The 26424-nt window shown below is 69.2% G+C and carries 22 protein-coding genes and 2 tRNA genes; 19 read left to right on the top strand and 5 right to left on the bottom strand.

Annotated features, from left to right (window positions below; all coding sequences use genetic code 11):
- The first annotated feature begins 220 nt into the window (after nucleotides 1-220).
- The 10 genes from gyrB (at nucleotide 221) to C8E87_RS15670 (ending at nucleotide 9587) form a co-directional block, all read left to right on the top strand.
- Nucleotides 221-2170: a DNA topoisomerase (ATP-hydrolyzing) subunit B gene (gene gyrB, locus C8E87_RS15710; protein WP_133873790.1), complete on the top strand. Its 1950-nt coding sequence runs from the start codon at nucleotides 221-223 to the stop codon at nucleotides 2168-2170.
- Nucleotides 2171-2285: 115 nt separating this feature from the next.
- The gene (gene gyrA / locus C8E87_RS15705; protein WP_133873789.1) at nucleotides 2286-4793 is read left to right on the top strand and encodes a DNA gyrase subunit A; all 2508 of its coding nucleotides are present in this window, start codon (nucleotides 2286-2288) and stop codon (nucleotides 4791-4793) included.
- 3 nt (nucleotides 4794-4796) lie between these two features.
- Nucleotides 4797-5678 (top strand): DUF3566 domain-containing protein, encoded by an 882-nt coding sequence (locus tag C8E87_RS15700; RefSeq protein WP_133873788.1) that lies wholly within the window; start codon nucleotides 4797-4799, stop codon nucleotides 5676-5678.
- 78 nt (nucleotides 5679-5756) lie between these two features.
- Nucleotides 5757-5830 (top strand) — tRNA-Ile (locus tag C8E87_RS15695).
- A 163-nt stretch (nucleotides 5831-5993) separates the two neighbouring features.
- The gene (locus C8E87_RS45550) at nucleotides 5994-6122 is read left to right on the top strand and encodes a DLW-39 family protein (RefSeq protein ID WP_239080660.1); all 129 of its coding nucleotides are present in this window, start codon (nucleotides 5994-5996) and stop codon (nucleotides 6120-6122) included.
- A 15-nt stretch (nucleotides 6123-6137) separates the two neighbouring features.
- Nucleotides 6138-6210, top strand: a tRNA-Ala gene (locus C8E87_RS15690).
- A gap of 263 nt (nucleotides 6211-6473) precedes the next feature.
- Complete coding sequence (locus tag C8E87_RS15685) at nucleotides 6474-7058, top strand: DUF6461 domain-containing protein (protein WP_133873787.1); 585 nt, start codon at nucleotides 6474-6476, stop codon at nucleotides 7056-7058.
- Between the two features lie 52 nt (nucleotides 7059-7110).
- Nucleotides 7111-7647, top strand: coding sequence for a helix-turn-helix domain-containing protein (locus tag C8E87_RS15680; RefSeq protein WP_133876848.1), 537 nt, complete (start codon nucleotides 7111-7113; stop codon nucleotides 7645-7647).
- Between the two features lie 129 nt (nucleotides 7648-7776).
- Complete coding sequence (locus tag C8E87_RS15675; RefSeq protein ID WP_133873786.1) at nucleotides 7777-9072, top strand: class I SAM-dependent methyltransferase; 1296 nt, start codon at nucleotides 7777-7779, stop codon at nucleotides 9070-9072.
- A 122-nt stretch (nucleotides 9073-9194) separates the two neighbouring features.
- Nucleotides 9195-9587, top strand: a complete 393-nt coding sequence (locus C8E87_RS15670; protein WP_133873785.1) for an NUDIX domain-containing protein — start codon at nucleotides 9195-9197, stop codon at nucleotides 9585-9587.
- Nucleotides 9588-9669: 82 nt separating this feature from the next.
- Here C8E87_RS15670 and C8E87_RS15665 read toward each other — a convergent pair whose 3' ends face one another.
- A complete protein-coding gene (locus tag C8E87_RS15665) occupies nucleotides 9670-10761 on the bottom strand; it encodes a hypothetical protein (protein WP_133873784.1) in 1092 nt (363 codons plus the stop codon).
- Between the two features lie 327 nt (nucleotides 10762-11088).
- Here C8E87_RS15665 and C8E87_RS15660 point away from each other — a divergent pair, with 327 nt between their 5' ends.
- Nucleotides 11089-11640, top strand: coding sequence for a YbaK/EbsC family protein (locus tag C8E87_RS15660; protein WP_133876847.1), 552 nt, complete (start codon nucleotides 11089-11091; stop codon nucleotides 11638-11640).
- A gap of 189 nt (nucleotides 11641-11829) precedes the next feature.
- Here the strand turns inward: C8E87_RS15660 and C8E87_RS15655 are convergent, their stop codons facing one another.
- From C8E87_RS15655 to C8E87_RS15640, 4 genes are all read right to left on the bottom strand, one after another.
- Nucleotides 11830-12489, bottom strand: coding sequence for a DsbA family oxidoreductase (locus tag C8E87_RS15655; RefSeq protein ID WP_133873783.1), 660 nt, complete (start codon nucleotides 12487-12489; stop codon nucleotides 11830-11832).
- 10 nt (nucleotides 12490-12499) lie between these two features.
- Nucleotides 12500-12937: a SufE family protein gene (locus C8E87_RS15650; protein WP_133873782.1), complete on the bottom strand. Its 438-nt coding sequence runs from the start codon at nucleotides 12935-12937 to the stop codon at nucleotides 12500-12502.
- Between the two features lie 191 nt (nucleotides 12938-13128).
- Nucleotides 13129-13530, bottom strand: a complete 402-nt coding sequence (locus C8E87_RS15645) for a CBS domain-containing protein (RefSeq protein ID WP_133873781.1) — start codon at nucleotides 13528-13530, stop codon at nucleotides 13129-13131.
- Between the two features lie 27 nt (nucleotides 13531-13557).
- On the bottom strand, nucleotides 13558-15288 hold the full coding sequence (locus C8E87_RS15640) for a proline--tRNA ligase (protein ID WP_133873780.1): 1731 nt from the start codon (nucleotides 15286-15288) through the stop codon (nucleotides 13558-13560).
- A gap of 137 nt (nucleotides 15289-15425) precedes the next feature.
- Here C8E87_RS15640 and C8E87_RS15635 point away from each other — a divergent pair, with 137 nt between their 5' ends.
- From C8E87_RS15635 to C8E87_RS15600, 8 genes are all read left to right on the top strand, one after another.
- The gene (locus C8E87_RS15635; RefSeq protein ID WP_133873779.1) at nucleotides 15426-16193 is read left to right on the top strand and encodes an SGNH/GDSL hydrolase family protein; all 768 of its coding nucleotides are present in this window, start codon (nucleotides 15426-15428) and stop codon (nucleotides 16191-16193) included.
- 17 nt (nucleotides 16194-16210) lie between these two features.
- Nucleotides 16211-17110 (top strand): sulfurtransferase, encoded by a 900-nt coding sequence (locus C8E87_RS15630; protein WP_133873778.1) that lies wholly within the window; start codon nucleotides 16211-16213, stop codon nucleotides 17108-17110.
- A 65-nt stretch (nucleotides 17111-17175) separates the two neighbouring features.
- On the top strand, nucleotides 17176-18915 hold the full coding sequence (locus C8E87_RS15625; protein ID WP_133873777.1) for an HSP90 family protein: 1740 nt from the start codon (nucleotides 17176-17178) through the stop codon (nucleotides 18913-18915).
- Nucleotides 18912-21917, top strand: a complete 3006-nt coding sequence (locus C8E87_RS15620; protein ID WP_133873776.1) for a tetratricopeptide repeat protein — start codon at nucleotides 18912-18914, stop codon at nucleotides 21915-21917. The genes C8E87_RS15625 and C8E87_RS15620 overlap by 4 nt, the downstream gene beginning before the upstream one ends.
- A gap of 44 nt (nucleotides 21918-21961) precedes the next feature.
- The gene (locus C8E87_RS15615; RefSeq protein ID WP_133873775.1) at nucleotides 21962-22567 is read left to right on the top strand and encodes a TetR/AcrR family transcriptional regulator; all 606 of its coding nucleotides are present in this window, start codon (nucleotides 21962-21964) and stop codon (nucleotides 22565-22567) included.
- A 254-nt stretch (nucleotides 22568-22821) separates the two neighbouring features.
- Complete coding sequence (locus C8E87_RS15610) at nucleotides 22822-24150, top strand: acetyl-CoA carboxylase biotin carboxylase subunit (protein ID WP_133873774.1); 1329 nt, start codon at nucleotides 22822-22824, stop codon at nucleotides 24148-24150.
- Between the two features lie 11 nt (nucleotides 24151-24161).
- Nucleotides 24162-25031, top strand: coding sequence for a hydroxymethylglutaryl-CoA lyase (locus tag C8E87_RS15605; protein ID WP_133876846.1), 870 nt, complete (start codon nucleotides 24162-24164; stop codon nucleotides 25029-25031).
- A gap of 323 nt (nucleotides 25032-25354) precedes the next feature.
- The gene (locus tag C8E87_RS15600; protein WP_133873773.1) at nucleotides 25355-26254 is read left to right on the top strand and encodes a flagellar biosynthesis protein FlhF; all 900 of its coding nucleotides are present in this window, start codon (nucleotides 25355-25357) and stop codon (nucleotides 26252-26254) included.
- The last annotated feature ends 170 nt before the right edge of the window (nucleotides 26255-26424 follow it).

Here is a 26424-nt window from a genome sequence, read left to right as displayed (position 1 = left end):
AGGACGAAACGGACTCGTGCCGTCACGCTACGCGGTTTTTCCAGCCGATCACGATCCGCGGGCCTGCCGCGGCGACCGGCGTGCACGGTTCCACCGGTGGTCCGCTCGCTCCTCCCCGCGGGTTGTCGCCTGTGGCTAACCCTGCCTGCCGCCGCCCGCCGCGCGCCCGCCGACCCCGTGCGGGGCTCGTCAGGGCCCTCTCACGAGAAAGTGGCCGAGGGTGGCAGAGAACGAGAAATACGGTGCTGATTCGATCACCGTGCTGGAGGGCCTGGAGGCGGTACGCAAGCGTCCGGGCATGTACATCGGCTCCACCGGCGAACGCGGTCTGCACCACCTGGTCTGGGAGGTCGTCGACAACGCGGTCGACGAGGCGCTGGCCGGCTACTGCGACACCATCGACGTGGTTCTGCTGGCCGACGGCGGTGTCTCGGTCACCGACAACGGCCGCGGCTTCCCGGTCGACCTGCACCCCAAGCTCAAGAAGCCGGGCGTCGAGGTCGCGCTGACCGTGCTGCACGCCGGTGGCAAGTTCGACGGCAAGGCGTACGCGGTCTCCGGCGGTCTGCACGGCGTCGGCGTGTCGGTCGTGAACGCGCTCTCCAGCAAGATGTTCGTGGAGATCCACAAGTCGGGCAACGTGTGGCGCCAGCACTACACGGCGTCCAAGCCGGGTCCGCTCGAGAAGGGCGAGACCACGAGCACCACCGGCTCGATGGTGCAGTTCTGGCCCGACCCGACGGTCTTCGAGACGGTCGAGTTCGACTGGCAGACGATCTACCGCCGCCTGCAGGAGATGGCGTTCCTCAACCGGGGCCTGACCATCAACCTCACCGACGAGCGGGCCGAGTCGGCCGACGACAACGGCGAGCCGCGCAAGGTCACTTTCATGTACGCGGGCGGCATCGCCGACTTCGTACGGCACCTGAACGCCACCAAGAGCGCCATCCACAAGACCGTCGTCGAGTTCCAGGCCGAGGACAACGAGGCCCGCATGGCGGTCGAGATCGCGATGCAGTGGAACGAGTCGTACGGCGAATCGGTCTACACGTTCGCCAACCGCATCAACACCCACGAGGGTGGCACCCATGAGGAAGGCTTCCGGGCCGCGCTGACCGGTGTCGTCAACCGGTACGGCAAGGACAAGAAGCTGCTCAAGGGCGATCAGAACCTCTCCGGTGAGGACATCCGCGAGGGGCTTGCCGCGATCATCTCGGTCACCCTGGCCAACCCGCAGTTCGAGGGCCAGACCAAGACCAAGCTCGGCAACACCGACATGAAGAGCTTCGTGCAGAAGGTCGCCAACGAGCAGCTGGCCGACTGGTTCGACCGCAATCCGGCCGAGGCGAAGTCGATCATCACGAAGGCCGACCAGGCGGCCCGGGCCCGGATCGCCGCGCAGCAGGCCCGCAAGCTGGCCCGCCGCAAGTCGCTGCTGGAGTCGGGCTCGATGCCGGGCAAGCTGGCCGACTGCCAGTCGACCGACCCGCGCGAGTCGGAGCTGTTCATCGTCGAGGGCGACTCGGCCGGTGGCTCGGCCAAGCAGGGCCGCAACAGCCGCATTCAGGCCATCCTGCCGATCCGCGGCAAGATCCTGAACGTGGAGAAGGCCCGCATCGACAGGGTGCTCAAGAACAACGAGGTCCAGTCGCTGATCACCGCGCTGGGCACCGGCATCCACGAGGACTTCGACGTCGCCAAGCTGCGCTATCACAAGATCGTGCTGATGGCCGACGCCGACGTCGACGGCCAGCACATCCAGACGCTGCTGCTCACCCTGCTGTTCCGCTTCATGCGGCCGCTGGTCGAGATGGGCCACGTCTACCTGGCCGCCCCGCCTCTCTACAAGATCAAGTGGAACAAGCGCGGCGACGACGCGCAGTACGCGTACTCCGACCGTGAGCGTGACGGTCTGATCGCTCTGCGCCAGCAGAAGAAGCCGAACGCCAAGCCCGACGACATCCAGCGGTTCAAGGGTCTGGGCGAGATGAACTTCCACGAGCTGTGGGACACGACGATGGACCCGGCCACCCGGACGCTACGCCAGGTGACGCTCGACGACGCCGCGGTGGCTGACGAGCTCTTCAGCGTGCTGATGGGCGAGGACGTCGAGGCGCGGCGCTCGTTCATCCAGCGCAACGCCAAGGACGTGCGGTTCCTCGATATCTAGATGGCTGCCGGGGCGCTGTATCCACAGCGTCCCGGCGCTTTCCACAACGTTATCCACAGCAGGATGCGTAGTTTTCGCCGTACATGTCTGGTTTCACCTTGAGTAAGGGTTAACAGTGACTGACACTCCCGAGACGCCCGACGGCGACGAGGCCCCGGACACCGGCGCCGTGGCCCAGCGGGTCGAGCCCGTCGGCCTCGAGGTCGAGATGCAGCGCTCCTACCTCGACTACGCGATGAGCGTGATCGTGGGCCGCGCGCTGCCCGACGTCCGCGACGGTCTCAAGCCCGTGCACCGCAAGATTCTCTACGCGATGTACGACTCCGGCTTCCGGCCCGACCGCGGCTACGTCAAGTGCGCCCGTGTCGTCGGCGACGTGATGGGCAACTACCACCCCCACGGCGACTCGTCGATCTACGACGCCCTGGTGCGCATGGGCCAGCCGTGGTCGCTGCGCTACCCCCTGATCGACGGCAACGGCAACTTCGGCTCGCCGGGCAACGACCCGCCGGCCGCCATGCGGTACACCGAGTCGAAGCTCTCGCCGCTCGCCATGGAGATGCTGCGGGACATCGACGAGGACACCGTCGACATGCAGGACAACTACGACGGGCGTACGCAGGAGCCGACGATCCTGCCCGCGCGTTTCCCGAACCTGCTGGTCAACGGCTCCGAGGGCATCGCCGTCGGCATGGCCACCAAGATCCCGCCGCACAACCTGCGCGAGATCGCCGCCGCCGTGCAGTGGGTGCTCGACCACCCCGAGGCCGACGAGCCCGAGACGCTCGAGGCGCTGCTCGACATCGTCAAGGGCCCCGACTTCCCGACCTACGGCCTCATCGTGGGCAAGCAGGCGATCCAGGACGCGTACCGGACGGGTCGCGGCTCCATCCGCATGCGCGCGGTGGTCGAGGTGGAGGAGGACCCGCGCGGCCGGCCGCAGCTGGTCGTCACCGAGCTGCCCTACCAGGTCAACCCGGACAACCTGGCCGAGCGAGTGGCCGAGCTGGTCAAGGAGGGCAAGCTCACCGGCATCGCCGACATCCGGGACGAGTCGTCCGGGCGTACGGGAATGCGGCTGATCCTCGTCCTCAAGCGGGACGCGGTCGCCAAGGTGGTGCTGAACAACCTCTACAAGCACACCCAGCTGCAGGAGACGTTCGGCGCCAACATGCTGGCGCTGGTGGACGGGGTGCCGCGCACGCTCAACCTCGCGCAGTTCATCCGTTACTACGTCGACCACCAGATCGAGGTCATCCGCCGGCGTACGGCCTATCGCCTGCGCAAGGCCGAGGAGCGCGCCCACATCCTGCGCGGTCTGGTCAAGGCGCTCGACATGCTCGACGAGGTGATCGCCCTGATCCGGCGCTCGCCCACGGTCGAGGACTCGCGTCAGGGCCTGATGCAGCTGCTCGACGTCGACGAGGTGCAGGCCACCGCGATCCTCGACATGCAGCTGCGCCGGCTGGCCGCCCTCGAACGTCAGCGCATCATCGACGAGCTGGCGAAGATCGAGATCGAGATCGCGGACCTCAAGGACATCCTGGCCAAGCCGGAGCGGCAGCGCGCGATCGTCTCCGAGGAGCTCGGCGAGATCGTCCAGAAGTACGGCGACGAGCGACGCACTCAAATCATCCCGTTCGATGGCGAGGTCTCGATGGAGGACCTCATCACGCGCGAGGACGTTGTGGTGACGATCACACGTACGGGATATGCCAAGCGTACGAAGGTCGATCTGTACCGCTCGCAGAAGCGCGGCGGCAAGGGTGTCAGCGGTGCCACGCTGCGGCAGGACGACATCGTCTCGCACTTCTTCGTGATCTCGACCCACGACTGGATCCTGTTCTTCACCAACAAGGGCCGGGTCTATCGGGCCAAGGCGTACGAGCTGCCCGAGGCGGCCCGGGTGGCCAAGGGGCAGCACGTCGCGAACCTGCTCGCGTTCCAGCCCGACGAGCACATCGCCCAGGTCATCCAGATCCCGAATTACCAGGTGGAGCCGTACCTTGTGCTCGCCACCAAGAATGGGCTCGTGAAGAAGACCCGGCTCGAGGAATTTGACTCCAACCGCAGCGGTGGCATCATCGCCATCAACCTGCGGGAGGACGACGAGTTGGTGGGCGCGACGCTGGCGGCACCGGAGAACGATCTTCTGCTCGTCTCCAAGAACGCCCAGGCGATCCGATTCAACGCAACCGACGAGGCGCTGCGTCCTATGGGTAGGGCCACCTCGGGTGTCATCGGCATGCGCTTCAGCGGAAGCGACGAACTCCTGGCCATGGAAGTGGTCCGCGAGGGCATGGATGTGTTGGTCGCCACCGATGGTGGGTATGCGAAACGGACGCCGATCGAGGAGTATCCCGTGCAGGGCCGGGGCGGCAAGGGCGTCCTCACCGCGAAGATCACGGAACGCCGTGGTGGACTGGTGGGGGCTCTCGTGATCGACCCGGAGGATGAACTATTTGCCATCACCAGCAATGGTGGTGTCATCCGGACTCCCGTGAAGCCTGTACGGCGCACGCGGGATCGGAACACAATGGGGGTCAAGCTGATGGACCTCCCAGAAGGTGTAACCATCGTGGCGCTTGCTCGCAATGCCGACGAGCCTGACGAACAGGACTAGTTGATGCCGGAGACACAGGCGAAGTCGGGGGCCACGGGAGGCTCAGCGACTCCGAACGAGGCGGCCAAGAAGGACGGCGCCGCCCCGAACGGACGTGACGCCGCAGGTCGCGCGGCCGCCCCCGCCGATGCCCCGGCCACGCCCAAGTTCACCCGTGCGCCGGGCATGGCCCCGCCGCCGGGTGAGCCGGCCGCCGACCATGACGGTCCCGACTCGAAGCGGCCCGGTGGGGCCGTGAAGGGCTCGGCCAGTGTGCCAACCGTCACGAAAGGCAAAGGTGCTGCCCCGGGCAGCACGTCGGGCCGGGTCAGTGTGCCGCCGGCCGGGAACAAACCCGGCGCCCCCGCCGGCCCGCAGCAGCGGCCCGGCGGCGACACCGGCAAACCGCCGGCGCGTCCCACCACCGGCGGTCCGGCCGGCGCCACCGGCTCCGCCGCGGTCGGTGCGGCCCGGGTCACCGAGGCGGTCCGGTCGGCACGGTCCACGGTCACGTCGGCGGCCGCGCGCGGACCCCGGCGGGCCCGGCTCAACCTCAAGCGGATCGACCCCTGGTCCGTGATGAAGTTCTCGTTCGCTGTGTCTGTGGTGCTGTTCATCGTCGTGGTCGTGGCCACGTCGGTGCTCTACCTCGCCCTCGACGCCATGGGTGTCTGGACAGAGGTCAACACGAGCCTCAAGGAACTGGTGACGGCCACCGGAAGCGAAGGCTCGTCCTCCAGCGGTGGCTTCCAGATCACCGCGTGGGGCGTGATCGGCACGTCGATGCTGATCGGGGCGGTCAACGTGGTGCTGTTCACCGCGCTTGCCACCCTGGGCGCGTTCATCTACAACGTTTGCGCCGACCTGGTGGGCGGGGTCGAGCTGACCCTGGCCGAGCGGGACTGAGCAACGCGTACGGGTCAGGGAGCCACCCCGTTTTGGTGGCTCCCAACCCTGTGCGGTAACCTTCGGTGTCGCACTTGAGGGGCTATAGCTCAGTCGGTTAGAGCGCAGAGCTGATAACTCTGAGGTCGCTGGTTCGATTCCAGCTAGCCCCACGAGCGTCGGCGTCCCCTGTCTGCGGAAAGCGCAGACCGGGGACGCTCGTCATGCTGGCTCAGGGGGCCGAGCCCCCTGAAACCCCACGTTACGGTGCCCACTCTTTCGGCTCTTCTCACGGCCGTAAATCGTGGCCTGGCGGCCACTTCATGGAGGCGTCTGATGATTAAGAAGCTCCTGATTGTGGCTGGTGTAGTGGGGGCCGCTGCGCTTATCTTCAAGAAGGTCAAGGCGTCCAGTGATGAGCGGGCGTTGTGGCATGAGGCGACCACGGCGCCTGACCTGCGGTAAGCGGTTGGGGTGTTGGGGGCCCTAGCTCAACTGGCAGAGCACCGCCTTTGCAAGGCGGGGGTTAGGGGTTCAAGTCCCCTGGGCTCCACCGAAGCGTTGAAATCCCTCCGGGTGGCCGGGGGGATTTTTGTGTTTCTGCGGTGGGACCGCCGCGCAGGAAAGGCTCGTGAGCGGGCGGGGGGCGCGCGGGTGGCCGGGGTTTGATCTACTGGCGCGGTGCGACGGCGGGGAATGTTGACGTTGGTGGTTGGTGGGCTGGTGGCGGGGTGTGGGTCTCGGGACACCCCGTCTCGCGGTGCGTCGCCTTCGGCGTCGGCGTGGCCGTCGGAAGTGGCGGCGGCCAGGGAGGCCGTGGCTGCCGACTACGCCTGGTTCGCCGAGCTGGCCGATCTGCGTAAAGGGTTCAGCTTCGTGTGGGTTCGGGAAGTGCGGCCGGCTCAGGTGCTTGAGCGGATGGGGGCGAAAGAGCTTGAGCGCATTGGGTGGCGGCAGCTTGTGGGGGCGGGGGACGGGCAGCGCGGGGTGGTCGAGAAGCTCTACGTCGGGATTTCGCGGCTCGATGACTCCTGGACGTTGGTGATCGAGGACAACGGGACGTTGGGGCGCGTCGGCGAACTGCTGCGGGCCTTGTCGGCGGGGACGACGGTGGTCTGCGTTTACAAAGCGGCCGGTGAGGGCGGGCGGTTTCTGGTGCTGGAGGACCAGCAAACGGGACTCGACTTCGACCCGTGGGCGCCCGAACGGCGTACCGGGAAAAGGGCTGCTGAGCTGGCGGGCGCTGTCGCGGCGGCCGGGATCGGGGCCGGTGGGGACCCCGCGGCGGGGGCTCTCGCGCTGGCCGAGCGGATCACCGGCGTACGGGTTGATCTGGGGATGTTGGAAGAACGGACGTACTTGTTCAGCGAGGTCCCGACCGGTCAGCGAAAGAGTCAATAGCCGTTCGGTTGTTGCACGGTCACCGCGGTCGCGCCAACATCCACGTGTGACGATGCGCACGGGCGATCTGCTCACCATCGGTGAGGCCGCGATCCTGCTGAGGTTCTCGCGGCGGCGAGTGCTGGACCTTTGCGCGCGCGGACTGCTCCCGTACGTGAGCATCGGCTCGCAACGGCGGGTGCGGCGGGCCGACGTGGAGGCGCTGATCCACCCGGTGCTGTCGCGCGAGGAACTCGAACAGTTGTGGCTGCACCAGGCGATCGCCGCACGACTCACCGCGCACCCCGCCGCGGTGCTGGCCACGGCCGAGATCAACATTCGTCGCCTCCGCCGCCTGCACCACGGCGGCAGCGCGTGGGAGTGGCTCGACCGGTGGGAGGTGCTGCTGGCCGGAGAACCCGCCGCGGTGCTGGACGCGCTAACCTCGCCGGCGCAATACGCGGTCCGGTTGCGAGCCGCGTCACCATTTGCCGGCGTACTGTCCGAAAGGGAACGTCGCGCTGTGCTCGACGCGCTGGCCGAAAGCCGTCATGACCAGGCCCGGCCCCTGCCCCTGGCGAGACTCGAGCGGGTCATGAGAGCGGTCTGACGCGCATGAGTGCGCGTCGTGTTCCCTCCATCACAAAACTAAAAAATGTCCTTATGCAATTCGTCGCGCCGGGCGGATAGTGAATCGGTTCCGTGATTCGGTCGCGCGAGCTGCGCCCGGGAGGTTCCCATGGCAACCACGATCCCCCACCCCACTACGACTGCGGCAAAAGTCCGGCATGTCCTCGAGGCGATGCTGCAAACCCCACTGCCCGTACGGCTTCGGACGTGGGACGGTTCGACGGCCGGTCCCACCGAAGCCCCCGTCTTGGTCATCCGTCACCGCCGTGCGTTGCGCCGGCTGATGTGGCAGCCCAACGAACTCGGGCTCGCGCGCGCGTACGTGGCCGGCGAGATCGACGTCGAAGGCGATCTGTACGACGCGCTCAACCGGCTGGCCGCGCTGGTCTGGCGCCCGCCCGACGTCAAGGACGTCCCGATCAGAGCCATTGCCGGCGACCTCGTACGTCTCGGTGTGCTCGGCACCCAGCCCAAGCCCCCGCCGGAAGAGGCGGTCGTCACCGGCGCCCGGCACAGCAAGCGCCGCGACCGGGAGGCCGTCAGCCACCACTACGACGTCGGCAACAGCTTCTACCAGCTCGTGCTCGGATCGAGCATGGTGTATTCCTGCGCGTACTGGACCTCCGACGCACCCGGGTACGGGCTCGCCGACGCGCAGCGCGACAAACTCGACCTGATCTGCCGCAAGCTCGGCCTTCGCCCCGGGCAACGCCTGCTCGATGTGGGTTGTGGCTGGGGCAGCCTGGCCATCCACGCCGCCCGCGAGTACGGGGTGCAAGTCGTCGCGATCACACTCTCGGCCGAACAGGCCGAGTACGCCCGCAAGCAGGTCGCCGAGGCGGGGCTGACCGGGCAGGTGGAGATCCGGATCGAGGACTATCGCGATCTCGAGGACGGGCCGTACGACGCGATCTCCAGCGTGGGCATGGCCGAGCACGTCGGCGCCGAGCCGTACGCGGAGTACGCGGCCATCCTGTATTCACAGCTCAAGCCGGGCGGGCGGCTGCTCAACCACCAGATCTCACGCGTGCACCTGCCGGCGAGACAGCCGCACCAGCCGCGCAGCTTCATCGACGCGTACGTGTTCCCGGACGGGGAGCTGTCGCCGGTCGGCACGACGATCACCCTCCTCGAACAAGCCGGTTTCGAAGTACGCGACGTGCACGCGTTGCGGGAGCATTACGCCCGTACGCTGCGGGCCTGGGTCGCCAACCTGGAGGCGGACTGGTCGACGGCCGTACGGCTGACCTCACCCGGACGCGCTCGCGTGTGGCGGTTGTACATGGCGGCCTCGGCGCTGGCGTTCGAACAGTCGCGCATCGGGATCAATCAGGTGCTCGCCGTGAAGGATCACCGTGACGGAGCGAGTGACATGCAACCTACGCGGAGTGACTACGCCGTCTGATCTGTTTCGGACCGTCCTCACTGTCCGGTGCCGCATCCGTTGCCCTGGAACGAATCGGACGTTAGCCACAGGCGTTCGGGTAGTCATGCGGAACGGGTGCGGGGCCGGTTAGCCTGCGTCACGTGAGCGAACGAAAACGGGCCGCTGCCGTGATCGTCCGGGACGGCCGTGTACTGATGGTGCACGAACGTAGTCGGCGATCCGGTGGCGGTGAGTGGTGGACCTTGCCGGGTGGTGGCCTCGAACCGGGGGAGACCGCGGAGGAGGCCGTCCGGCGTGAGGTCTTCGAAGAGACCGGCCTGGTGGTCAGCGATGCCCGTTACGTGCTCGAGATGCCGTACCCGTCGGGTATGACCTCGGTGTTCGCCGTGAAGGTGGCCGACGGCGAGCCCCGCATCGGCGTCGACGACGGCTTCGGGCCGGAGATGCTGGGGCTCGACTGGTTGCCGGCCCCTGAGCTGCCGACATCCGGTGGTGTCCCCGTCCCTCCGTTGATCGTGGTGCTGCCGAGCTGAGCTGATTCCCGGCTCCTGACCTGGGAAGACACCGGGTCCTGTGGATAACTCGGGGCGGCCTGTGGACGAGTGGGGCCGAATGTCAGGCGGCGTCGCTAGTTTGTGCGGTGTCGGGGACACCGGCGAAGACGTGGGCGGCGGGGGCGTGCGCCACCGGACGGTCGTGGCCGGTCGGCAGGGACAAGGGGCGGTCGTTGGCCGAGCTCTGGGTGGCGGCCCTGGGTGTTGGGCGGCCATCGGCCGGATGCCCTTGAGGGACGAGCGCTGCGCGGTGATTGTCGTCGTAGGGCGGGCGCTGATGCGTGCCCGGAGGGGGCTTCCGGCGATTGTCGGTCGGGTGCTCGTGCGATGGTTGCGTGGCTGTTGGTGGGTGGTTCTGTGGGCCGTGGCTGCTGGGTTTCCGGTGGCTGTGGGGGCTGGGGTGGCTGTGCGGGCTGGGGTGGCAGGGGCTGGGGTGGCTGTGCGGGCTCGGGTGGCTGTGGCAGGCCGGGTGCGTGTGGCAGGCCGGGTGGCTGTGGGTCGCCTGGCCGGGGGAGAGCGGTCGCGTGGAACCGCCTGCGGGGTGAGCTGGGGTGGGGTGAGCTGCTGAGATGCGTCCCTGTGTCGGGTGAGCTGCGGTGGGGGCGTGGCCACTGCCGGCGGGGTGGCGTCTGTGCACGACGGTGCCGGTGGCGTCGATGTCGTGGACGGGAGCGGCCATGTGCTCGTACGGGCTGCGGTCCGGTTGGCCCGAATCGCTGAAAACGGCGGTGGAGGTGGGGGAGGGCGGGGAGATCACGCCGAGTTCCAAAGTCGGGAAGTGCTCCTCGACGCCTGTGGCCGCTGACCTCGTATCTCTCGCGGCCTTGGCGTCGGCGACAGCCCGGCGGCGCTCGGTGACGAAGTAGCCGCACGCGGCCGCGTAAGCGACGGCCAGCACCAGGCCCACAGCGCGGGTCGCGGGCGTGTGCAGCACCAGGATGCTGGCGAGCAGCGCGACCTCGGCCCCGGCACCGAGCACAACAACGTTGGTGGAGTCGGAGCGGGACCAGGTGGCCGACGTGCGGCGAGCCTGGCGCTTGATCTCCTCGAGGAGCGAATGGCCGAGACCGAGGGCCAGGCCGCCCAGCAACAGCGACGCGTACAGCGACTGGTGATCGCCGCCGATCGATGCCGCCAGGGCCGTGCCACCCACGAGTACTGCCAGCCCGCTGACGGTTCCAACCCGGCCTTCCCGACGCTCCCTCACATCATTCGATGGTCGGCAGGGAACGCTGCTTCCTGAGGATGTGAGCAACCCACGTCACAACTTGGTTGCTCCGGATTTCCTTGAGGGTGACGACTCCCTCGCCGGCGTGAGTGGCGCCGAGCGGTCGGTTCACGTCCGGCGCCTGATCAATGGCGGGCATCACAGCGACTCGTGGGGCCGTGATGACAGTGTGTTGCGGGCATGGCGCCCGCGGGGATCCGTTCGTGGGAGGGCTACCTGCAGGCCCGGTATTGGGTAAGGATTGCGGGCGTGATGGGAACCTTGAAGCTCGAGCCCGCTCAAACCCGCACCGACCTGCTGGCCGGTCCTGTCGCCAAGGCCCTGACGGTATGGCCGGAGGACGCGCCGATCGACGCGGATCAGGTCATGGTGGCGCCGATCGACGCGGAACTGGCGGACACGGCGGCGTTCTGTGAGGCGTACGACGTGGGGCTGGACGTCTCGGCGAACTGCGTGATCGTTGCGGGCAAGCGGGACGGCGAGACCCGGTACGCAGCGTGCATCGTGCTGGCCACGACGCGCGCCGACGTGAACGGTGTGGTGCGCCGGCGCTTGAACGTGCGCAAGTGCAGCTTCGCGCCGATGGAGGACGCGGTGCGGATCACGGGTATGGAGTACGGCGGGATCACCCCGATCGGGTTGCCCGTCGACTGGCCGATCCTGGTCGACTCACGCGTGGCCGCCACCCCGCACGTGATCATCGGTTCGGGCGTACGCCACAGCAAGATCGCCATTGCTGGGCCGGCCCTCGGCGCCCTGCCGGGAGCCGAAGTGATCGAAGACCTGGCCAAACCGATCGGGTAGGGAGCGATGTCGATCGATGTCGTTTCACGTGGAACGCCATCGATCGAGAGCTACGTGTGCGGTGCGGGGGGCGTGACGTCGCGACGAGGGGCCTGGGTGGTAGCGCGAGCAACGTCCCACGAGGCCACCGCAACGCGAAGGAGTCCGCGGCGTTGCGGGTGGCGGTAGACCCGCCGTGGCGGCCGAGGACTAGGGCGCGGAGGCCGGGTCGACGACGTGGAAGCCGGCGTCCAACGCCTCGCGCCGGGCGATTTCGGTCAAGGCTTCCACCAGCGTCTCCGGCGCCTGCGCACCCTGCACCGCGTACTTCCCGTCGATCATCAGGAACGGGACGCTGGTGATGCCGAGCTCACGGGCCTCGGCGAGATCCGCCTCGACGGCGCCGGTGCCGGCCTCGGAGGCGAGGTAAGCCGTGGCGTCGAGCCCGATCGAGCGGGCCAATTCGGCCAGCACGGCCCGGGAACCGATGTCGAGGCCGAGACTGAAGTGCGCCCGCTGCAGCACCTCCAGCATCTGGACCTGCCGCTGCTGCCCCGCGGCCCAGACCAGCAAGCGGTGAGCGTCGAACGTGTTGGCCGCGATCGCCCGGCCGAAGTCGAGTGCCAGCCCGTCACCGGCGGCGATGGCCGTGACGTGGGCGAACATGTGCTCGGCGCGCGCCCGGTCACCCAGCTGTGCGGCCAGCGCTTCCTTGATCGGCACACCGTTCGGCACCGGCGACGGGTCGAGCTGAAACGCCCGGAACGTCACGGACACCGGCTGACCGAGGCGGGTGATCGCCCGTTCGAGGCGGCGTCTGCCGAGGTAGCACCAGGGGCAGACGGCATCGGACCACACCTGAATGTCCACGGCAGCTGACTCAGGGAAGAGCGGCGAGCTGCGCGCCCACCTGACGTTTGAGCCGGGCGAGGATGGCCGTGCCGCCCCGGATGCGCAGCGGGCTGATCGCCTGGGCCAGGCCCATGCGGGCGTAAAGGTCGTCGGGAACGGCGAGGATCTCGGCGGTTTTCGCTCCCTCGAGGCCTTCGGCCAGGATGCCGGCGAAGGCGCGGGTGGTCGGGGCCTCGGGCGGACAGTCGAAAAAGACCTCGACCGTGTCGTCGGGACGCACTGTCGCCTTGAGGAAGAACTGGGTCTGGCATTCGGGCACCTGTTCCATGCCGTCGTGCCCGGCCATGTCGGGCGGCAGCGGCGGCATGGCGTCGGCGAACTCGAGCAGCATCTCGAGCACCACCTCACGCGGCGCCGAGGCGAACTCGTCGACGATCTCGGCGAGTTTCGGGGGCATGTCGGTCACGGCTCCGACCCTAACGCGCAAAAGCGAGCAACGCCCCCGTACAAGATCAAAGCCCGGGCCCCGTACGGAAATAACCCGATGTCGGCCCCGAACGAACCGCGACCCCGTACCGAATGAATCGCGACCCCGCGCACGAACAAGCCGCGACCGCGTACGGGGAACGGGCCGGGACCGCGTACGGGAATGGGGTCTCAGGCCGCAGTCGAGCTCGGGAGCAGGGCGACATCGCTCAGGCTCAGGATCCCGACCACCTTGCGGTCCGCGTCGCACACCAGCAACCGCCGCACATTCCGCTCGCGCATGGCCTGCACCGCCTCGTCCACGGTCGCCGACTGCTCAACCATGATCAGCTCGTGGGACGTGATCTCCCCCAGCGACGTCGTCTTGGGCGGCAGGTCCTCGGCGATGGCCCGCACGACGATGTCCCGGTCGGTGACCACACCGATCATCGTCGGCCCTCGGGTCACCACGACGTCGCCGATGCTGCGGTCGCGCATCACCTGCGCGGCTTCGTCGAGCATCGTCGCCTCCGGCAGGTAGACCACCTGCCGGGTCATCACCTCGGCGACCGACGTGACCAGCGGCCTGCCCATGCGCATACACCTCCGTTGGGACTGGAGTTACCCGAGTGAAGTAGCGATTACACGTGGTATGTCCGTCCTTGCCACGTCATTTCGTTCCCCTGTGCGGCGGTCGCGAAATTCGACGAATCCCTCGGTCAGCCGGCGTCCGACCACGACCGTCCGGGCGACGCCGATCAGCTCCGCATCGGTGAACTTCACGCCGGCCGACAGGTTGGGCCGATCGTCCACCAGCACCCGCAGTCCCGACGCGACCAGCTCCTCGGCAAGCGCAAGGGCCGCCGCCACCTGCCCGTCCTTGCCCGCCGCCACGATGTGCACGTCGGCCGGCGCCACCTCGTCCGGCCAGAGCAGCCCCCGCTCGTCGTGATGCTGTTCGGCGATCGCCGCAACGGCCCGTGACACCCCGATCCCGTACGACCCCATGGTCGGCCGCGCGGGTTTGCCGTCTACCCCGAGCACGTCGACCTTGAACGCGTCGGTGTATCGGCGGCCGAGTTGAAAGATGTGCCCGATCTCGATGCCCCGGCGAATGGTCAGCTGCCCCGACCCGCAGGCCGGGCAGGGGTCGCCCGCGCGCACCTCGGCCGCCTCGATGGTGCCGTCGATCTCGAAGTCGCGGCCCGCCACCACGTTGATCGCATGCCGTCCCGGCTCGTTCGCCCCGGTCAGCCAGGCCGTGCCGGGCGCGACACGCGGGTCGGCCAGGTAACGGGCCTTGATGCCTTGCGGTCCGATGTAACCCTTGACCAGGTCGGGCCGCGCCGCGAAGTCGTCGAACAGTGTGGCCGTGGCGGGCGCCAGCGAGGCGTCGAGCCGTTTGAGGTCGACCTCGCGGTCACCGGGCACGCCGATGACCAGCACCTCGTCGTCGGCGCCTGGCCGGTGCACGGTGACCACCACGTTCTTGAGGGTGTCGGCCGCCGTCCAGTCCGTACGCCCGCCGAGCGCCCGCGCGTTGGCGAGCTCGACCAGCGAGGCGATCGTCGGGGTGTCCGGGGTGTCGTGCACCTCCATCGGCGGGTGCTGCGCATGTGAGACTGGTGACTGAAAGACAACCGCCTCGGTGTTGGCGGCATAGGAGCACGCGGTGCAGCCGACGAACGTGTCCTCGCCCACTTCGGACTCGGCCAGGAACTCCTCGGACGCCGACCCGCCCATCGCGCCCGACACGGCGGAAACGATCGTGTGCGACAACCCCAGCCGGGCGAAGGCCCGCTCGTAGGCCCCGCGCATCTCGGCGTAGACCTCTTCCAACCCGGCAGAGGAGAGCGAGAACGAGTACGCGTCCTTCATGAGGAACTCGCGCCCCCGAAGCAGCCCGCCCCGGGGCCGGGCCTCGTCACGGTACTTCGTCTGGATCTGGAACAGCAGCAGCGGGAAATCCCTGTACGAGCTGGTCATGTCCTGCGCCAGCAGCGTGAACATCTCTTCGTGGGTGGGCGCGAGGAGGTAGTCGCCACCGCGCCTGTCCCGCAGCGTGAAGATGTCGTCGCCGTACTCGGTCCACCGGTTGCTGACGTCGTACGGCTCGCGCGGCAGCAGCGCCGGGAACGACACCTCCTGCCCGCCCACGGCGGTCATCTCGTCCCGCAGAACCGCGATGACCCGGTCGAGCACGAGCTTGCCGAGCGGGAGCCAGGTGTAACCACCCGGGGCGGCGCGACGGATGAACCCGGCGCGCAGCAGCAGCCGATGGCTCGGCACCTCCGCGTCCGCCAGCTCCTCACGCAGGGTCTTGAGAAGCAAGGTGGACATTCGTAGCAGCATGCGCAGCAGCGTAGGGAAGTCCCACCACCGCCGGCATTCCCTTTTCGGGTGTCGTCATCGTCACGCTACCCAGAGGTTTGATCCGGTGGAAATGTGTTCCCCACGAGCAAAACTGACGGCGCGTTAAGGGGGCGGCGATGGCGTACCGCAGCTTCGTTGCTATGGGGGACAGCTTCACCGAAGGCTTGAACGACGCGTACCCGGACGGCAGTTTCCGCGGCTGGGCCGACCTGGTGGCCGCCCGGCTCGCCGTCGACTCCGGGCCCGACTTCGGGTACGCCAACCTCGCGATCCGCGGCAAGGTCATGCACGAGATCATCGAAGAACAGCTCGAACCGACCCTCGCCATGCGGCCCGACCTGGTCAGCATCGCGGCCGGCGGCAACGACGCCTTGCGCGTACGGGTCGACCCGCACGCCCTGGTGCGTCAGCTCGACGGCGTGGTCCGCCGGCTGCGCGAGTCGGGCGCCGAAGTGATCCTGTTCCGGTTCGCCGACGTGACAATGCACCTGCCCGCCATTCTCGGGCGGCGCGCCGCGGTGCTCAACGACGGCGCGAGCATGCTGGCCGCGCGCTACGGCGCCCACCTGGTCGACCTGTTCGGCGACAACGCGTTCCACCACCCGCACATGTGGGCCGCCGACCGCCTGCACCTCTCGCCCGCCGGGCACCGCCGTACGGCCGGTCATGTCCTCAACGTGCTCGGCGTCGGCGTGAACGAGGACTGGATGCTGGTGCCGCCCGCCCCCGAGCCCACGCCGTGGCTGCTCGCCCGCGGCGCCGACCTGCGCTGGGCCCGTGAGCACCTGGCGCCCTGGGTGGGCCGTCACCTGCGCGGCCAGTCCTCCGGCGATTCGATCACCCCGAAGCGACCTGAGCTGGCGCCCATCGGCAGCGGCTTTTAAGGGCTAGCGTGGCAATCATGTCTGTTGCGAACGATCCATCGCCTGAGCTCCAGGCGTACGCGCATCCCGACAAGCTCGTCACCACCGAATGGCTGGCCGCCAACCTCGGCACGCCCGGCCTGGTGGTTGTCGAGTCGGACGAGGACGTGCTGCTCTACGACACCGGGCACATCCCCGGCGCGGTCAAGGTCGACTGGCACCTCGAGCTCAACGACCAGGTCACCCGCGACTACCTCGACCCGGCCGCCTTCGCCGCGCTCTGCGAGGCCAAGGGCATCGGCCGGGAGGACACGATCGTCTTCTACGGTGACAACTTCAACTGGTGGGCCGCGTACGCCCTCTGGGTCTTCAGCCTTTTCGGCCACCGTGACGTGCGCCTGCTCGACGGCGGGCGCCAGAAATGGGCCGCCGAGGGGCGCGAGCTGACCCGGGAACGTACTGAACGTCCCACGGCGAAATACCCGGTTCCCGTACGCAACGACGCCGAGATCCGGGCCTTCCGTGACCAGGTCATGGGGCACATCAGCAGCGGGCGTCCACTGGTCGACGTGCGCTCGCCGCAGGAGTACACGGGTGAGCTGACGCACATGGAGGCGTACCCGCAGGAGGGCGCCCTGCGCGGCGGCCACATCCCGGGCGCGAGGAGCAAGCCGTGGAAGTCGGCGGCCAACGAGGACGGCACGTTCAAGCCGGCCGACGAGCTTGCCAAGATCTATCGCGACGAGCTGGGCCTGGAATCGGGCGACGACATCATCGCCTACTGCCGGATCGGCGAGCGGTCCAGCCACACCTGGTTCGCGCTGCGCTACCTGCTCGGATATCCGCAGGTCCGCAACTACGACGGGTCGTGGACCGAGTGGGGCAACCTGGTGCGCGCCCCGATCGCCACGGGCCCCGAGCCGGGCGGCCTGAGCTGACGAGATGAACGGGGCGGCCGGAAACCGCCCCGTTTTTGTCGGTCGTTCGCGGTACCTTCTCCGCCGTGAGCAACACGTTCCAGGTCGATCTTCGTGGCATCGTCGATCTCCTCAGCCATCACCTCTATGCCAGCCCGCGTGTCTACGTGCGCGAGCTGCTGCAGAACTCGGTCGACGCGATCACCGCGGCCGGCACGCCCGGGTTGGTGTCGATCACCACCGGCGCCGACGCCCTGCGGGTGAGCGACAACGGCGTCGGCCTGACCGAGGCTCAGGTGCACGAGCTACTGGCCACGATCGGCCGCAGCTCCAAACGCGACGAGCTGGGCTTCGCCCGCCACGAGTTCCTGGGTCAGTTCGGCATCGGCCTGCTCTCCTGCTTCCTGGTGGCCGACGAGATCCGCGTGCACACCCGCCGGGCCGGCGCCGAGCCCGTGCTGTGGACGGGTTATTCCGACGGGCGCTACGACGTCCGCGCCGGCGCCGACCGCGAACCGGGCACCACCGTCACCCTCGTGCCCCGGCGGGGCTCCGAACACCTTCTTTCCGCCGAGACTGTGCGTGAGCTCGCCGGCCTTTACGGATCCCTTCTTCCCGTACGGGTTGAGGTCGACTCGTTCGACGTCACGACCGGCGGGCTCCCGTGGGCGGCGGGCAACGATCTGCACGCGTACGCCCAATCGGTCTTCGGGTTTCGCCCGCTCGACGTGGTGCCGCTCGACGTGCCCGAGGCCGGCCTCACCGGTGTCGCTTTCGTGCTGCCCACCCCGGTCAACCCGGCCGCCCGCGGTGGTCATCGGGTCTATCTGAAGCGGATGCTGCTGGCCGAGAGCGTTGAGGGCCTGCTGCCCGAGTGGGCGTTCTTCGCGCGCTGCGTGGTCGACAGCACCGAGCTGCGTCCGACGGCGAGCCGCGAGGCGCTTTACGACGACAGCCTGCTCGCCGACACCCGCGAGGCCATCGCCGACCAGCTGCGGGGCTGGCTGGTGCGGCTGGCCACGACCGATCCGCGCCGGCTGGGCGAGTTCCTCTCGATCCACCATCTCGGCGTCAAGGCGCTGGCCCTGCACGACGACGAGATGTTGCGCCTGGTCGAGCAGTGGGTGCCGCTCGAGACCAACATGGGCTTCGTCACGCTGGCCGAGTTCCGCGAGCGCCACGGCGTGCTGCGGTACGCCGCCGGTCACGACGAGTTCCGGCAGCTCGCGTCGATCGCCGCCGCGCAGGAGCTCGGGGTGATCAACGGCGGCATCGTCTACCACGCCGACATCGTCGAGCGTCTGGCCACGGTGGATCCCGAGGTGCGGGTCGAGCGGCTCGAGCCTTCCGATGTCGCGGCCCGGTTCTCGGCCGTCGACACCGATACCGAGCTGCGCCTGCGCCCCTTCCTGGCCGCCGCCCAGCGCCGCCTTGACAGGCTCGGTTGCGAGGTGGTGGTGCGCGGTTTCGACCCGGCCGGGGTCCCCGCTCTCTATCTGGTGAGCCGCGCCGCCGCGTTCAACGAGCAGTTCACCCAGAGCCGCGACGCCGCCGACGATCTCTGGGGCGGGGTGCTCGACGCGCTGTCCCGGGTCACGACGGTCGACCGTCCCCAGCTCGTTCTCAACCACCGCAATGCCCTCGTACGCCGGATCACCGCGCTCGGCGACCCGGAGCTCGCGGGTCTCGCCGTCGAGTCGCTCTACGGCCAGGCCCTCATGCTCGGCCAGCACCCGATCCGCCCGGCCGACGCCGCGTTGCTGACCAGTTCGTTCATGGGCCTGCTGGACAGGGCCGTCCCTCAAGAGAAGGGCGAGGACAGGTGAAGACCGCCGACGAACTGTGGGAGCTCTACGAGCAGGCCCGTGTGCTGCCCCACGGCGCCGCGCAGATCGCCCTGGTCGAAGAGGTGATCCGGCACGCCGACGCGATCGGCGACCCACGGCTGGCCTTCACCAGCCGGCTGCTGGCCACCAACGCCTACACGTACGGCGGCGAGCCGGCCAAGGCGTTCGTCACGTTCGCCTGGGCCCTCGCCGACTTCGACCGCAATCCCGGGCCGCACCACGCCCACGGCAAACACACCCTGCTGTGGCACTTCAAGACCATGGTCAACGCGATGACCAACTTCCCCGAGATCCCGCTCGACCGCACCCGGGCGGTGCTCGACGACATGGAAAGGCGTTACCGGGAGGACGGCCACAGCATGCAGGCCGTCTACAAGCACCGCTATCTCGTGGCCACGCATATCGGCTCGCCCGAGGCCGACGAGTGGTTCGCCCGCTGGCAGGCCGCGCCGCGCGACGACCTGTCCGACTGCATCGGCTGTGACCCGTCCTCGGTCGCCGCCTACTACAACGAGCGCGACCGTTTCGCCGACGTCGTCGCGACCGCCGAGCCCGTGCTGGCCGGCGAGCTCACCTGCAGCGAGCAGCCGCAAGGCATCCTGCGCGAGCTGATGGTGGCCTATCTGCGTACCGGCCGCCCCGACGCGGCGTCGGACGCCCACCGCCGGTCGTATCGCCTGGAACGCGGCAACCTGGCCGACCTGTGGAATCTCGGCACCCACCTGGCGTTCTGCGCGCGCACCGGCAACGAGCACCGCGGTCTGGAAATCCTGCAGCGGCACATCGACTGGCTCGACAAGGCGCCGTCGCCCGCCGCCGACATGCACTTCTCGGCCGACGCCGCGATGCTGCTGCGCCGGCTGACCGAGCTGGGCCACGGCGACACGATCATTCGGCGGCGCGAGCACGGCGACATCTCCGCGGCGGCCCTCGAAATCGAACTGGCGGCCCGGGCGACCGAACTGGCCAAGAAGTTCGACGAGCGTAACGGCACCGACCACCAGAGCCGATCGATCGCCGATTCCTTGGCCGCCGAGCCTTACGACGTGGTGTTGCCCCTCTCGCCGACCGCCCGCCGTGCGGCTCCCTCGGTGGAGCAGTCCGCGACTGTTGCCGTCCCGGGCCTCGCCGAGCAGCCCGTCGAACCCGAGGTGCCAGCCGAGGTGAGCGCGGCCGAGTTGCTCGAGCTGGCCCGGCGGCATTGGCGTGATGACCGGGATGCCGCGCTGAGCGCCACCCTCGCGGCGCTGGACGCGCGCTTTCCCCGGCTCGACGACCCACTGCTGGCGGCCCGTCGCGAGGTGATGCGCGGCAACCAGCTGCGATCGGCCGGTGCCGGCGAGCACTGGTCACGGGCGGTCGACCTTTTCGAAGCAGTGATCGGCGGCGGGGCTGCCACCGAGGGCTCGATCCGCGCGGAAGGCGGAGCAGGCGCGAGCGTCAGCGACCCGGATGCGGCCCTGAGCGGTGCCGCCGACGCGGCCGTGGACGGCGGCGTCGATTCGGCGGATGGCGCGGCGCGGCGGCACCAGGGCGAGGCTTCGGCGCGCGACACGGTGGCCGGATCTGGGCGTGACGCGGAAAGGGCGGCGGCCGCCGGGCGTGAGGCGAGTGCTCTGCGGGCTCGCATCGCGCTCGACCGGGCATATTCCGGTGAGCCGGTCGACGAGGCGGCGATCCAGGCGGACGTCGCCTTTCAGCAGCAGCATGGCAGCGCGTTCGAGCAGGCCAACGCGTGGGCCCGGCTGTCCATCGCGCATCTCATGAACGGGCGTGCCGACGAGGCGAACGAGGCGGGTGACCGGGCCGACGGGTTCGCCGCTCAGACCGGTGACCCGCGCATGGTGGCGATGCACGGGATGCTGCGCGCCCGCAACCGGATGGCGGCTCACCGGCACGACGAGGCGCTGGCCGCGGCCCGTGAGGCGTGGCAGTTCTATCGCGAGCACGGCCCCGCACGTCGCGTCGCCGAGGCGGGCACGATCTATGGTCACGCGCTCGACGATCCGGCCGAGCAGGTCGAGGTGTTCAGCGCCGTGATCGCCACCGGCGAGGCCGACAAGGCTCTGCCCTCGCGGGTCGGCCGGGGCACCGCGTTGCTGCGGCTGGGCCGGCCCGAGGAGGCGATCGTCGACCTGGTCGAGGCGGTCGCCCTGTGCGCCGAGGCCGGCCTCGACACCGCCGGGGCACACGCCCGCAACGATCTGGCCAACGCGTATCGCATGGCCGGCCGTCCGGTCGAGGCGGCCGAGGTGGCCGAGGAAGCGCTCGCCCGCTTCGACAAACTCGGCGACGACGACGCGGCTGACAACGCGCGTTACCTGCTGGCCGGGCTCTACCGTCAGATCGGCGATGCGGACGGCGCCCTCGGCCTCTATCGCACGCTGATCGGGCGGCTGGCCGGCAACCCGGCGGGCCGGGGCCAGATCGCCGAGGACACGGCCGGCCTGCTCTTCGACCTCGATCGTGACGCCGAGGCGGCCGAGACCTTCCTGGCGTCGGCTTCGGCGCTGCACGAGGCGGACGACCCGATCGGTGAGCTGCGGGCATTGCGCCGGGCGGTCAGTGCCCTGCACTACTCCGACCAGCCCGAACGCGGTGAGGAGGTGATCGGCCGGATCGGTGCGAAGTTCGACGCGCTGCCGCCCGAACTCGCCGCCGAGCCGAACGCGATCTTCCAGCATGCGATGACCGCGTACGAGGCCGGTAATCTCTTGATGTCCCGTGGACGCTACGCGGAGGCGTTGCCCCATCTGCGCGGCGCTCCCGAGCGGCTGGCCGCGATCGGCGCGACCGATCAGGCCGACCGCATCGAGGGCATGCTCGGTGAGGCGCTGCTGCGTTCCGGCCAGGTCACCGAGGCTGAGGCGCTGCTGCGGGCGCTGCTGGAGCGCATGTCCGACGACTCCCCGAGCCGCGAGGTGGCCCAGCGGGTGCACGAGGAGGCGGTGGCCGCCATGGAGGGCCGTTCCACATCCTGAACGTCCGTTAAGTCCTGGGGTTGACAGCGGGTTAAAGTGACCACGTGACAACGGTTGATCAGCAGCAGCGCCCGGGCCCGCCCGCCCCCCGGCGACGGTCGCGCCGCGACGAGATCCTCGAGATCGCGGTCGGACTCTTCGCGGCCCGTGGCTATCACGGTGTCTCGATGGACGATATCGGCTCCGCGGCCGGCGTGACCGGGCCGGCGCTCTATCACCACTTCGCCGGCAAGGAAGCGATGCTGGTCGCCGCCCTGATACCGGTGAGCGAGAGCCTGCTGCACGGTGGCGAGGCGCGGGTGGCCAAACATCCCGGGGACGCGAGCGCCGCGCTGGCCGACCTGATCGACTTCCACGTGGAGTTCGCGCTGAACAACCCGGCCGTCATCGCCCTGCACCTGCACGAGCTCGACCGCCTGCCCGAGGAGCCGCGTCGCCAGATCCGCCGGCTGCAGCGCCTCTATGTCGAGGAGTGGGTGGGTGTGCTGGCCACCCTGCGCCCCGAGCTCGAGGCGGCCGAGGCCCGGGTGCTCGCCCACTCGGCGTTCGGCCTGATGAACTCGACGCCCTTCCTCGGCGGCGAGGTCGACCGCCGCCGCCGCGCGGCCCTGCTGCGCGAAGCCACGATCCACGCCCTGACCGGGCGATAACGGGATTCACCGACCGGCAAACGGCGCAGACCGGGCGGAGAACGACGGCAGGCGCGGGCCGGGCGGAGAACGACGGCAAGGGAACCGGGCGTGCGGCACGGGGCGCAGGCGGTGACGAAGAACGGCAGTGGAACGGCCACGATCGTGGCCCGTCGACAGCGGTCAACAAGGCCACCCAGGCCGCCCGATCGGGCGGTAACGAGGTCGAAGGCGCCCCACAAGGGCGAACAACCAAAGAGAAGAGAAGGTCAACGATGATCGACTCGCTGCTCATCGCCAACCGGGGGGAGATCGCCCGCCGGATCATCCGGACCGCACGACGGCTCGGCATCCGCACGATCGCGGTCCATTCCGACGCCGACGAGGGCATGCCGTTCGTGCTGGAGGCCGACGAGGCGGTCTGCGTCGGCCCGGCCAACCCGGCCCAGAGCTACCGCAACACCGAGGCGATCCTGGCCGCCGCCAAGCGAACCGGCGCCCAGGCCATCCATCCCGGCTACGGATTCCTGAGCGAAAATGCCGGTTTTGCCCGCATGGTCGAGCAGAACGGCCTGATCTGGGTCGGCCCGAGCCCCGACGCGATCGAGGCGATGGGCGACAAGATCAACGCGCGGAACCTGATGGCCGCGGCCGGGGTTCCGGTCGCTCCCGGCACGCGGGAGCCGGTCGCCACCGAGGGCGCGGCCGTCGACGCGGCCACGAAGATCGGCTACCCGGTGATGGTCAAGGCGGCCGCGGGCGGCGGCGGCATGGGTATGGCGGTCGCGCACGACGAGGACGCGCTGCGCCGTGAGCTGGAAAAGGTGCGGACGTTCGCCGAGCGGATGTTCGGCAGCGGCGATGTGCTGATCGAGCGCTACTTCCCCCGCGTACGCCACGTCGAGGTGCAGATCCTCGGCCTCGCCGACGGCCGGGTGATCGCGCTGTCCGAGCGCGAGTGCTCCGTGCAGCGCCGCAACCAGAAGCTGGTGGAGGAGGCGCCGAGTCCCGCCGTCGGTCCCGAGCTGCGCGAACGCTTCCTGGCGGCCGCGGTCAAGGCCGGCGAGGCGGTCGGGTATCGCAACGCCGGCACCGTCGAGTGCCTGCTCGACCCGGCCTCCGGCGAGTTCTTCTTCCTCGAGATGAACACCCGCCTGCAGGTGGAGCACCCGATCACCGAGCTCATCCACGGCATCGACCTGGTCGAGCAGCAGCTGCTCATCGCCTCCGGGCTCGAGCCCACGATCAACACCGCCACCAGCGGTCACGCGATCGAGCTGCGGGTCAACGCCGAGGATCCGAAACGCTTCCTGCCCGGCCCCGGCAAGGTCACCACCTGGGTCGAGCCCGTCGGCGAGCACATCAGGGTCGACTCCGGCTACGCCGAGGGCACAACGGTCGGCATGTCCTACGACTCGCTGATGGCCAAACTGATCGTCTTCGGCGCCGACCGTGACGAGGCGATCGCGCGGGCCCGCGCCGCCGTGGCCGAGTTCCGGATCGCCGGCCCCAAGAACAATCTGCCCTTCTTCGCCGAGTTGCTCGAGAACGACGAGTTCCTGTCGGGCGACTACGACACCGGCATCGTCTCCCGGATGAGGTGACGGACGTGAGAGTGAGCATTCGCGAGGTGGCGCCCCGCGACGGCCTGCAGAACGAGGAACCCGTCCCGACCGACGCGAAGGTTCGGCTGATCAACGAGCTGAGCGAGACCGGCGTACGACGGATCGAGGCTGTCTCGTTCGTGCATCCCCGGGCGATCCCGCAGATGGCCGACGCCGACGAGGTGTGGGCCCGGGTCAATCGTCACCCGGACATCCGCTATTCGGCGCTGATACCCAACACTCGGGGCGCGCAGCGGGCCCTGGCCGCGGGTTTCCGTGAGATCGAGGTGGTGGTGTCCGCATCGGACACTCACAACCGGCGCAATTTGAACCGCTCGACCGACGAGTCGCTCGACGACATCGCCTCGCTCATCCCGCTGATCCACGAGGCCGGCGCGACGGTCGAGGTGATCGTCGCGACCAGTTTCGGGTGCCCGTTCGAGGGTGACATCGACCCCGATCGGGTGGCGGGTCTCGTGGCCCGGGTGCGCGGTGACGGCGCCGACCGCATCGCTTTCGGTGACACGACCGGCATGGCCACGCCGCGCCGGGTCCGTGACCTTTTGTCCGCCGTACGCCCGGACCTGCTGCACTTCCACAACACCAGGGGCACGGGTCTGGCCAACATCCTGACCGCTCTCGAGCTGGGAATCACCGAGTTCGACGCCAGTGTCGGCGGGATCGGCGGCTGCCCGTACGCCCCGGGCGCCTCGGGCAACGTGGCGACCGAGGAGGTTGTCCACATGCTGCACGACATGGGCATCGGCACCGGAATCGATCTCGATCGTCTGATCAGCACGGCCGAAACAGCCGAGAAGCTGCTGGGCCGCACCCTTCCGTCGGGTGTCCTGCGAGCGGGGCCGCGAACCAGGCTGGTGTGATTTCTCGCGCACCGACCCGCGATCATTTTTCCTATTTGGCCGCGTGACCCGCTCCCCGTCGTTTCGTTACCAATATCGAGTGGCCGATATCGCCGGTTCACAGAAACACCACCCGGCGAAGGAATGCGGCCATCGGTTCAGCCGAAACGACGAGGGGCGGATCCATGACGGGACTGGGGGCCGGACGCGCATCGCGCGTGGCGTACCCGTCGCTGTCGGCTCCGCCTGACGGCGACCCCACACCCTTGCCGCCTCACATCCAGGAGGCGGAGCGGTGGCCGGGGAACCGTGCACAACACACCGGAGCCCGATGGGGCCTGCGTGTGCTCGTCGTCGGCGGCCTGGCCGGTGCGGCCTGGCTGCTCACCGGCGCCGCGGCCCAGGCCGCGGACCGTGCCGACGGGCCGGACGGCTCGTTGCTCGGCTCCGTGACGGGCACCGACGTCACCTCGCCGGTCACCGGTCTCCTGCAGGCGGCCGTCCAGCCGCTGGAGAACACCCGGCCGGCGCACCACGATCGCCATGTCGTGGCCGACATCCTCGACGTCCCCCGGCAGGCCCTGGCCCACCCGGTCCGGACGCGCGACGACGCCCACGACACCCCCCGGACCATTGTGGACGACGCCTGGCCCGGCGCCGACACGATTCCGGCGGAGGTCGACGCTCCACTCCGCCTCACCGGCGAAACGGCGTCCGACCAGCACAGTTCCGACCAGCAAAGCTCAGAGCTCCCGGCTGGGGAAGAGACGCCGCAGCACGCGGCGGACGAGCCGGCCGCTGCTCCGCGGGACCACGAGGACCAATCGGCCCTCCCACGCGAGCCGCAGCAGGAGCAGCCGAGCCGAGCACCGATCCGTCAGGCCCGGCCCGCTCCAGCCGCAGGTCACCACGCCGTGACCGCGGTCAAGCGCGGCAAGGCCTCCTCCGCACCGTCCGCCCACCGGCACCACCGCACCGCTCACGCGGTCAGCGCGGCGCCGGCGACGGAGGCGAAGGGCAGCACCCCCGGGAACGACGGACCGGCCGCACCTCTGCGGCTGCACCTCGGGGACGTCAGCGGCACCCCGACCAGCTGGTCGGGGACTCCGACGGAAGGTGGCTCCGCGGCCTTCCTGCCGGCTGCGATCGCGAGCAGCACCATGGCGAGCCATGCGGCTGCGATCGCGTCCGACGTCGAGGCCCGGCGGCACGACGCCGAGGCGCCGACCGTCTCACCTGACTGAGTGATGGCGTCCGGTGGTCCGCCCGACCGCCGGTCAACCGGCCCGGCACCGGCTTCTGTGTCCGCGTTCCGGCCACGATTCCTGAACCGCTCGCGAACGAGCGGCGAATCAACCACGCCTGAATCACACGCATCGCACCGAAGCGCCAGTGGGGCGCACATCGGCAAGCG

The sequence above is a fragment of the Paractinoplanes brasiliensis genome, assembly GCF_004362215.1.
Classification (GTDB): Bacteria; Actinomycetota; Actinomycetes; order Mycobacteriales; family Micromonosporaceae; genus Actinoplanes; species Actinoplanes brasiliensis.
Note: the sequence above shows the minus strand (reverse complement) of the source record. Positions and strands in the feature narration are given on the sequence as shown.

Excerpts from the sequence above, each read along its gene's own strand:
- C8E87_RS15700 (WP_133873788.1), top strand. The coding sequence starts at position 4,797 with ATGCCGGAGACACAGGCGAAGTCGGGGGCCACGGGAGGCTCAGCGACT.
- C8E87_RS45550 (WP_239080660.1), top strand. The coding sequence starts at position 5,994 with ATGATTAAGAAGCTCCTGATTGTGGCTGGTGTAGTGGGGGCCGCTGCG.
- C8E87_RS15680 (WP_133876848.1), top strand. The coding sequence starts at position 7,111 with ATGCGCACGGGCGATCTGCTCACCATCGGTGAGGCCGCGATCCTGCTG.
- C8E87_RS15675 (WP_133873786.1), top strand. The coding sequence starts at position 7,777 with ATGGCAACCACGATCCCCCACCCCACTACGACTGCGGCAAAAGTCCGG.
- C8E87_RS15660 (WP_133876847.1), top strand. The coding sequence starts at position 11,089 with ATGGGAACCTTGAAGCTCGAGCCCGCTCAAACCCGCACCGACCTGCTG.
- C8E87_RS15645 (WP_133873781.1), bottom strand. The coding sequence starts at position 13,530 with ATGGGCAGGCCGCTGGTCACGTCGGTCGCCGAGGTGATGACCCGGCAG.
- C8E87_RS15640 (WP_133873780.1), bottom strand. The coding sequence starts at position 15,288 with ATGCTGCTACGAATGTCCACCTTGCTTCTCAAGACCCTGCGTGAGGAG.
- C8E87_RS15635 (WP_133873779.1), top strand. The coding sequence starts at position 15,426 with ATGGCGTACCGCAGCTTCGTTGCTATGGGGGACAGCTTCACCGAAGGC.
- C8E87_RS15630 (WP_133873778.1), top strand. The coding sequence starts at position 16,211 with ATGTCTGTTGCGAACGATCCATCGCCTGAGCTCCAGGCGTACGCGCAT.
- C8E87_RS15610 (WP_133873774.1), top strand. The coding sequence starts at position 22,822 with ATGATCGACTCGCTGCTCATCGCCAACCGGGGGGAGATCGCCCGCCGG.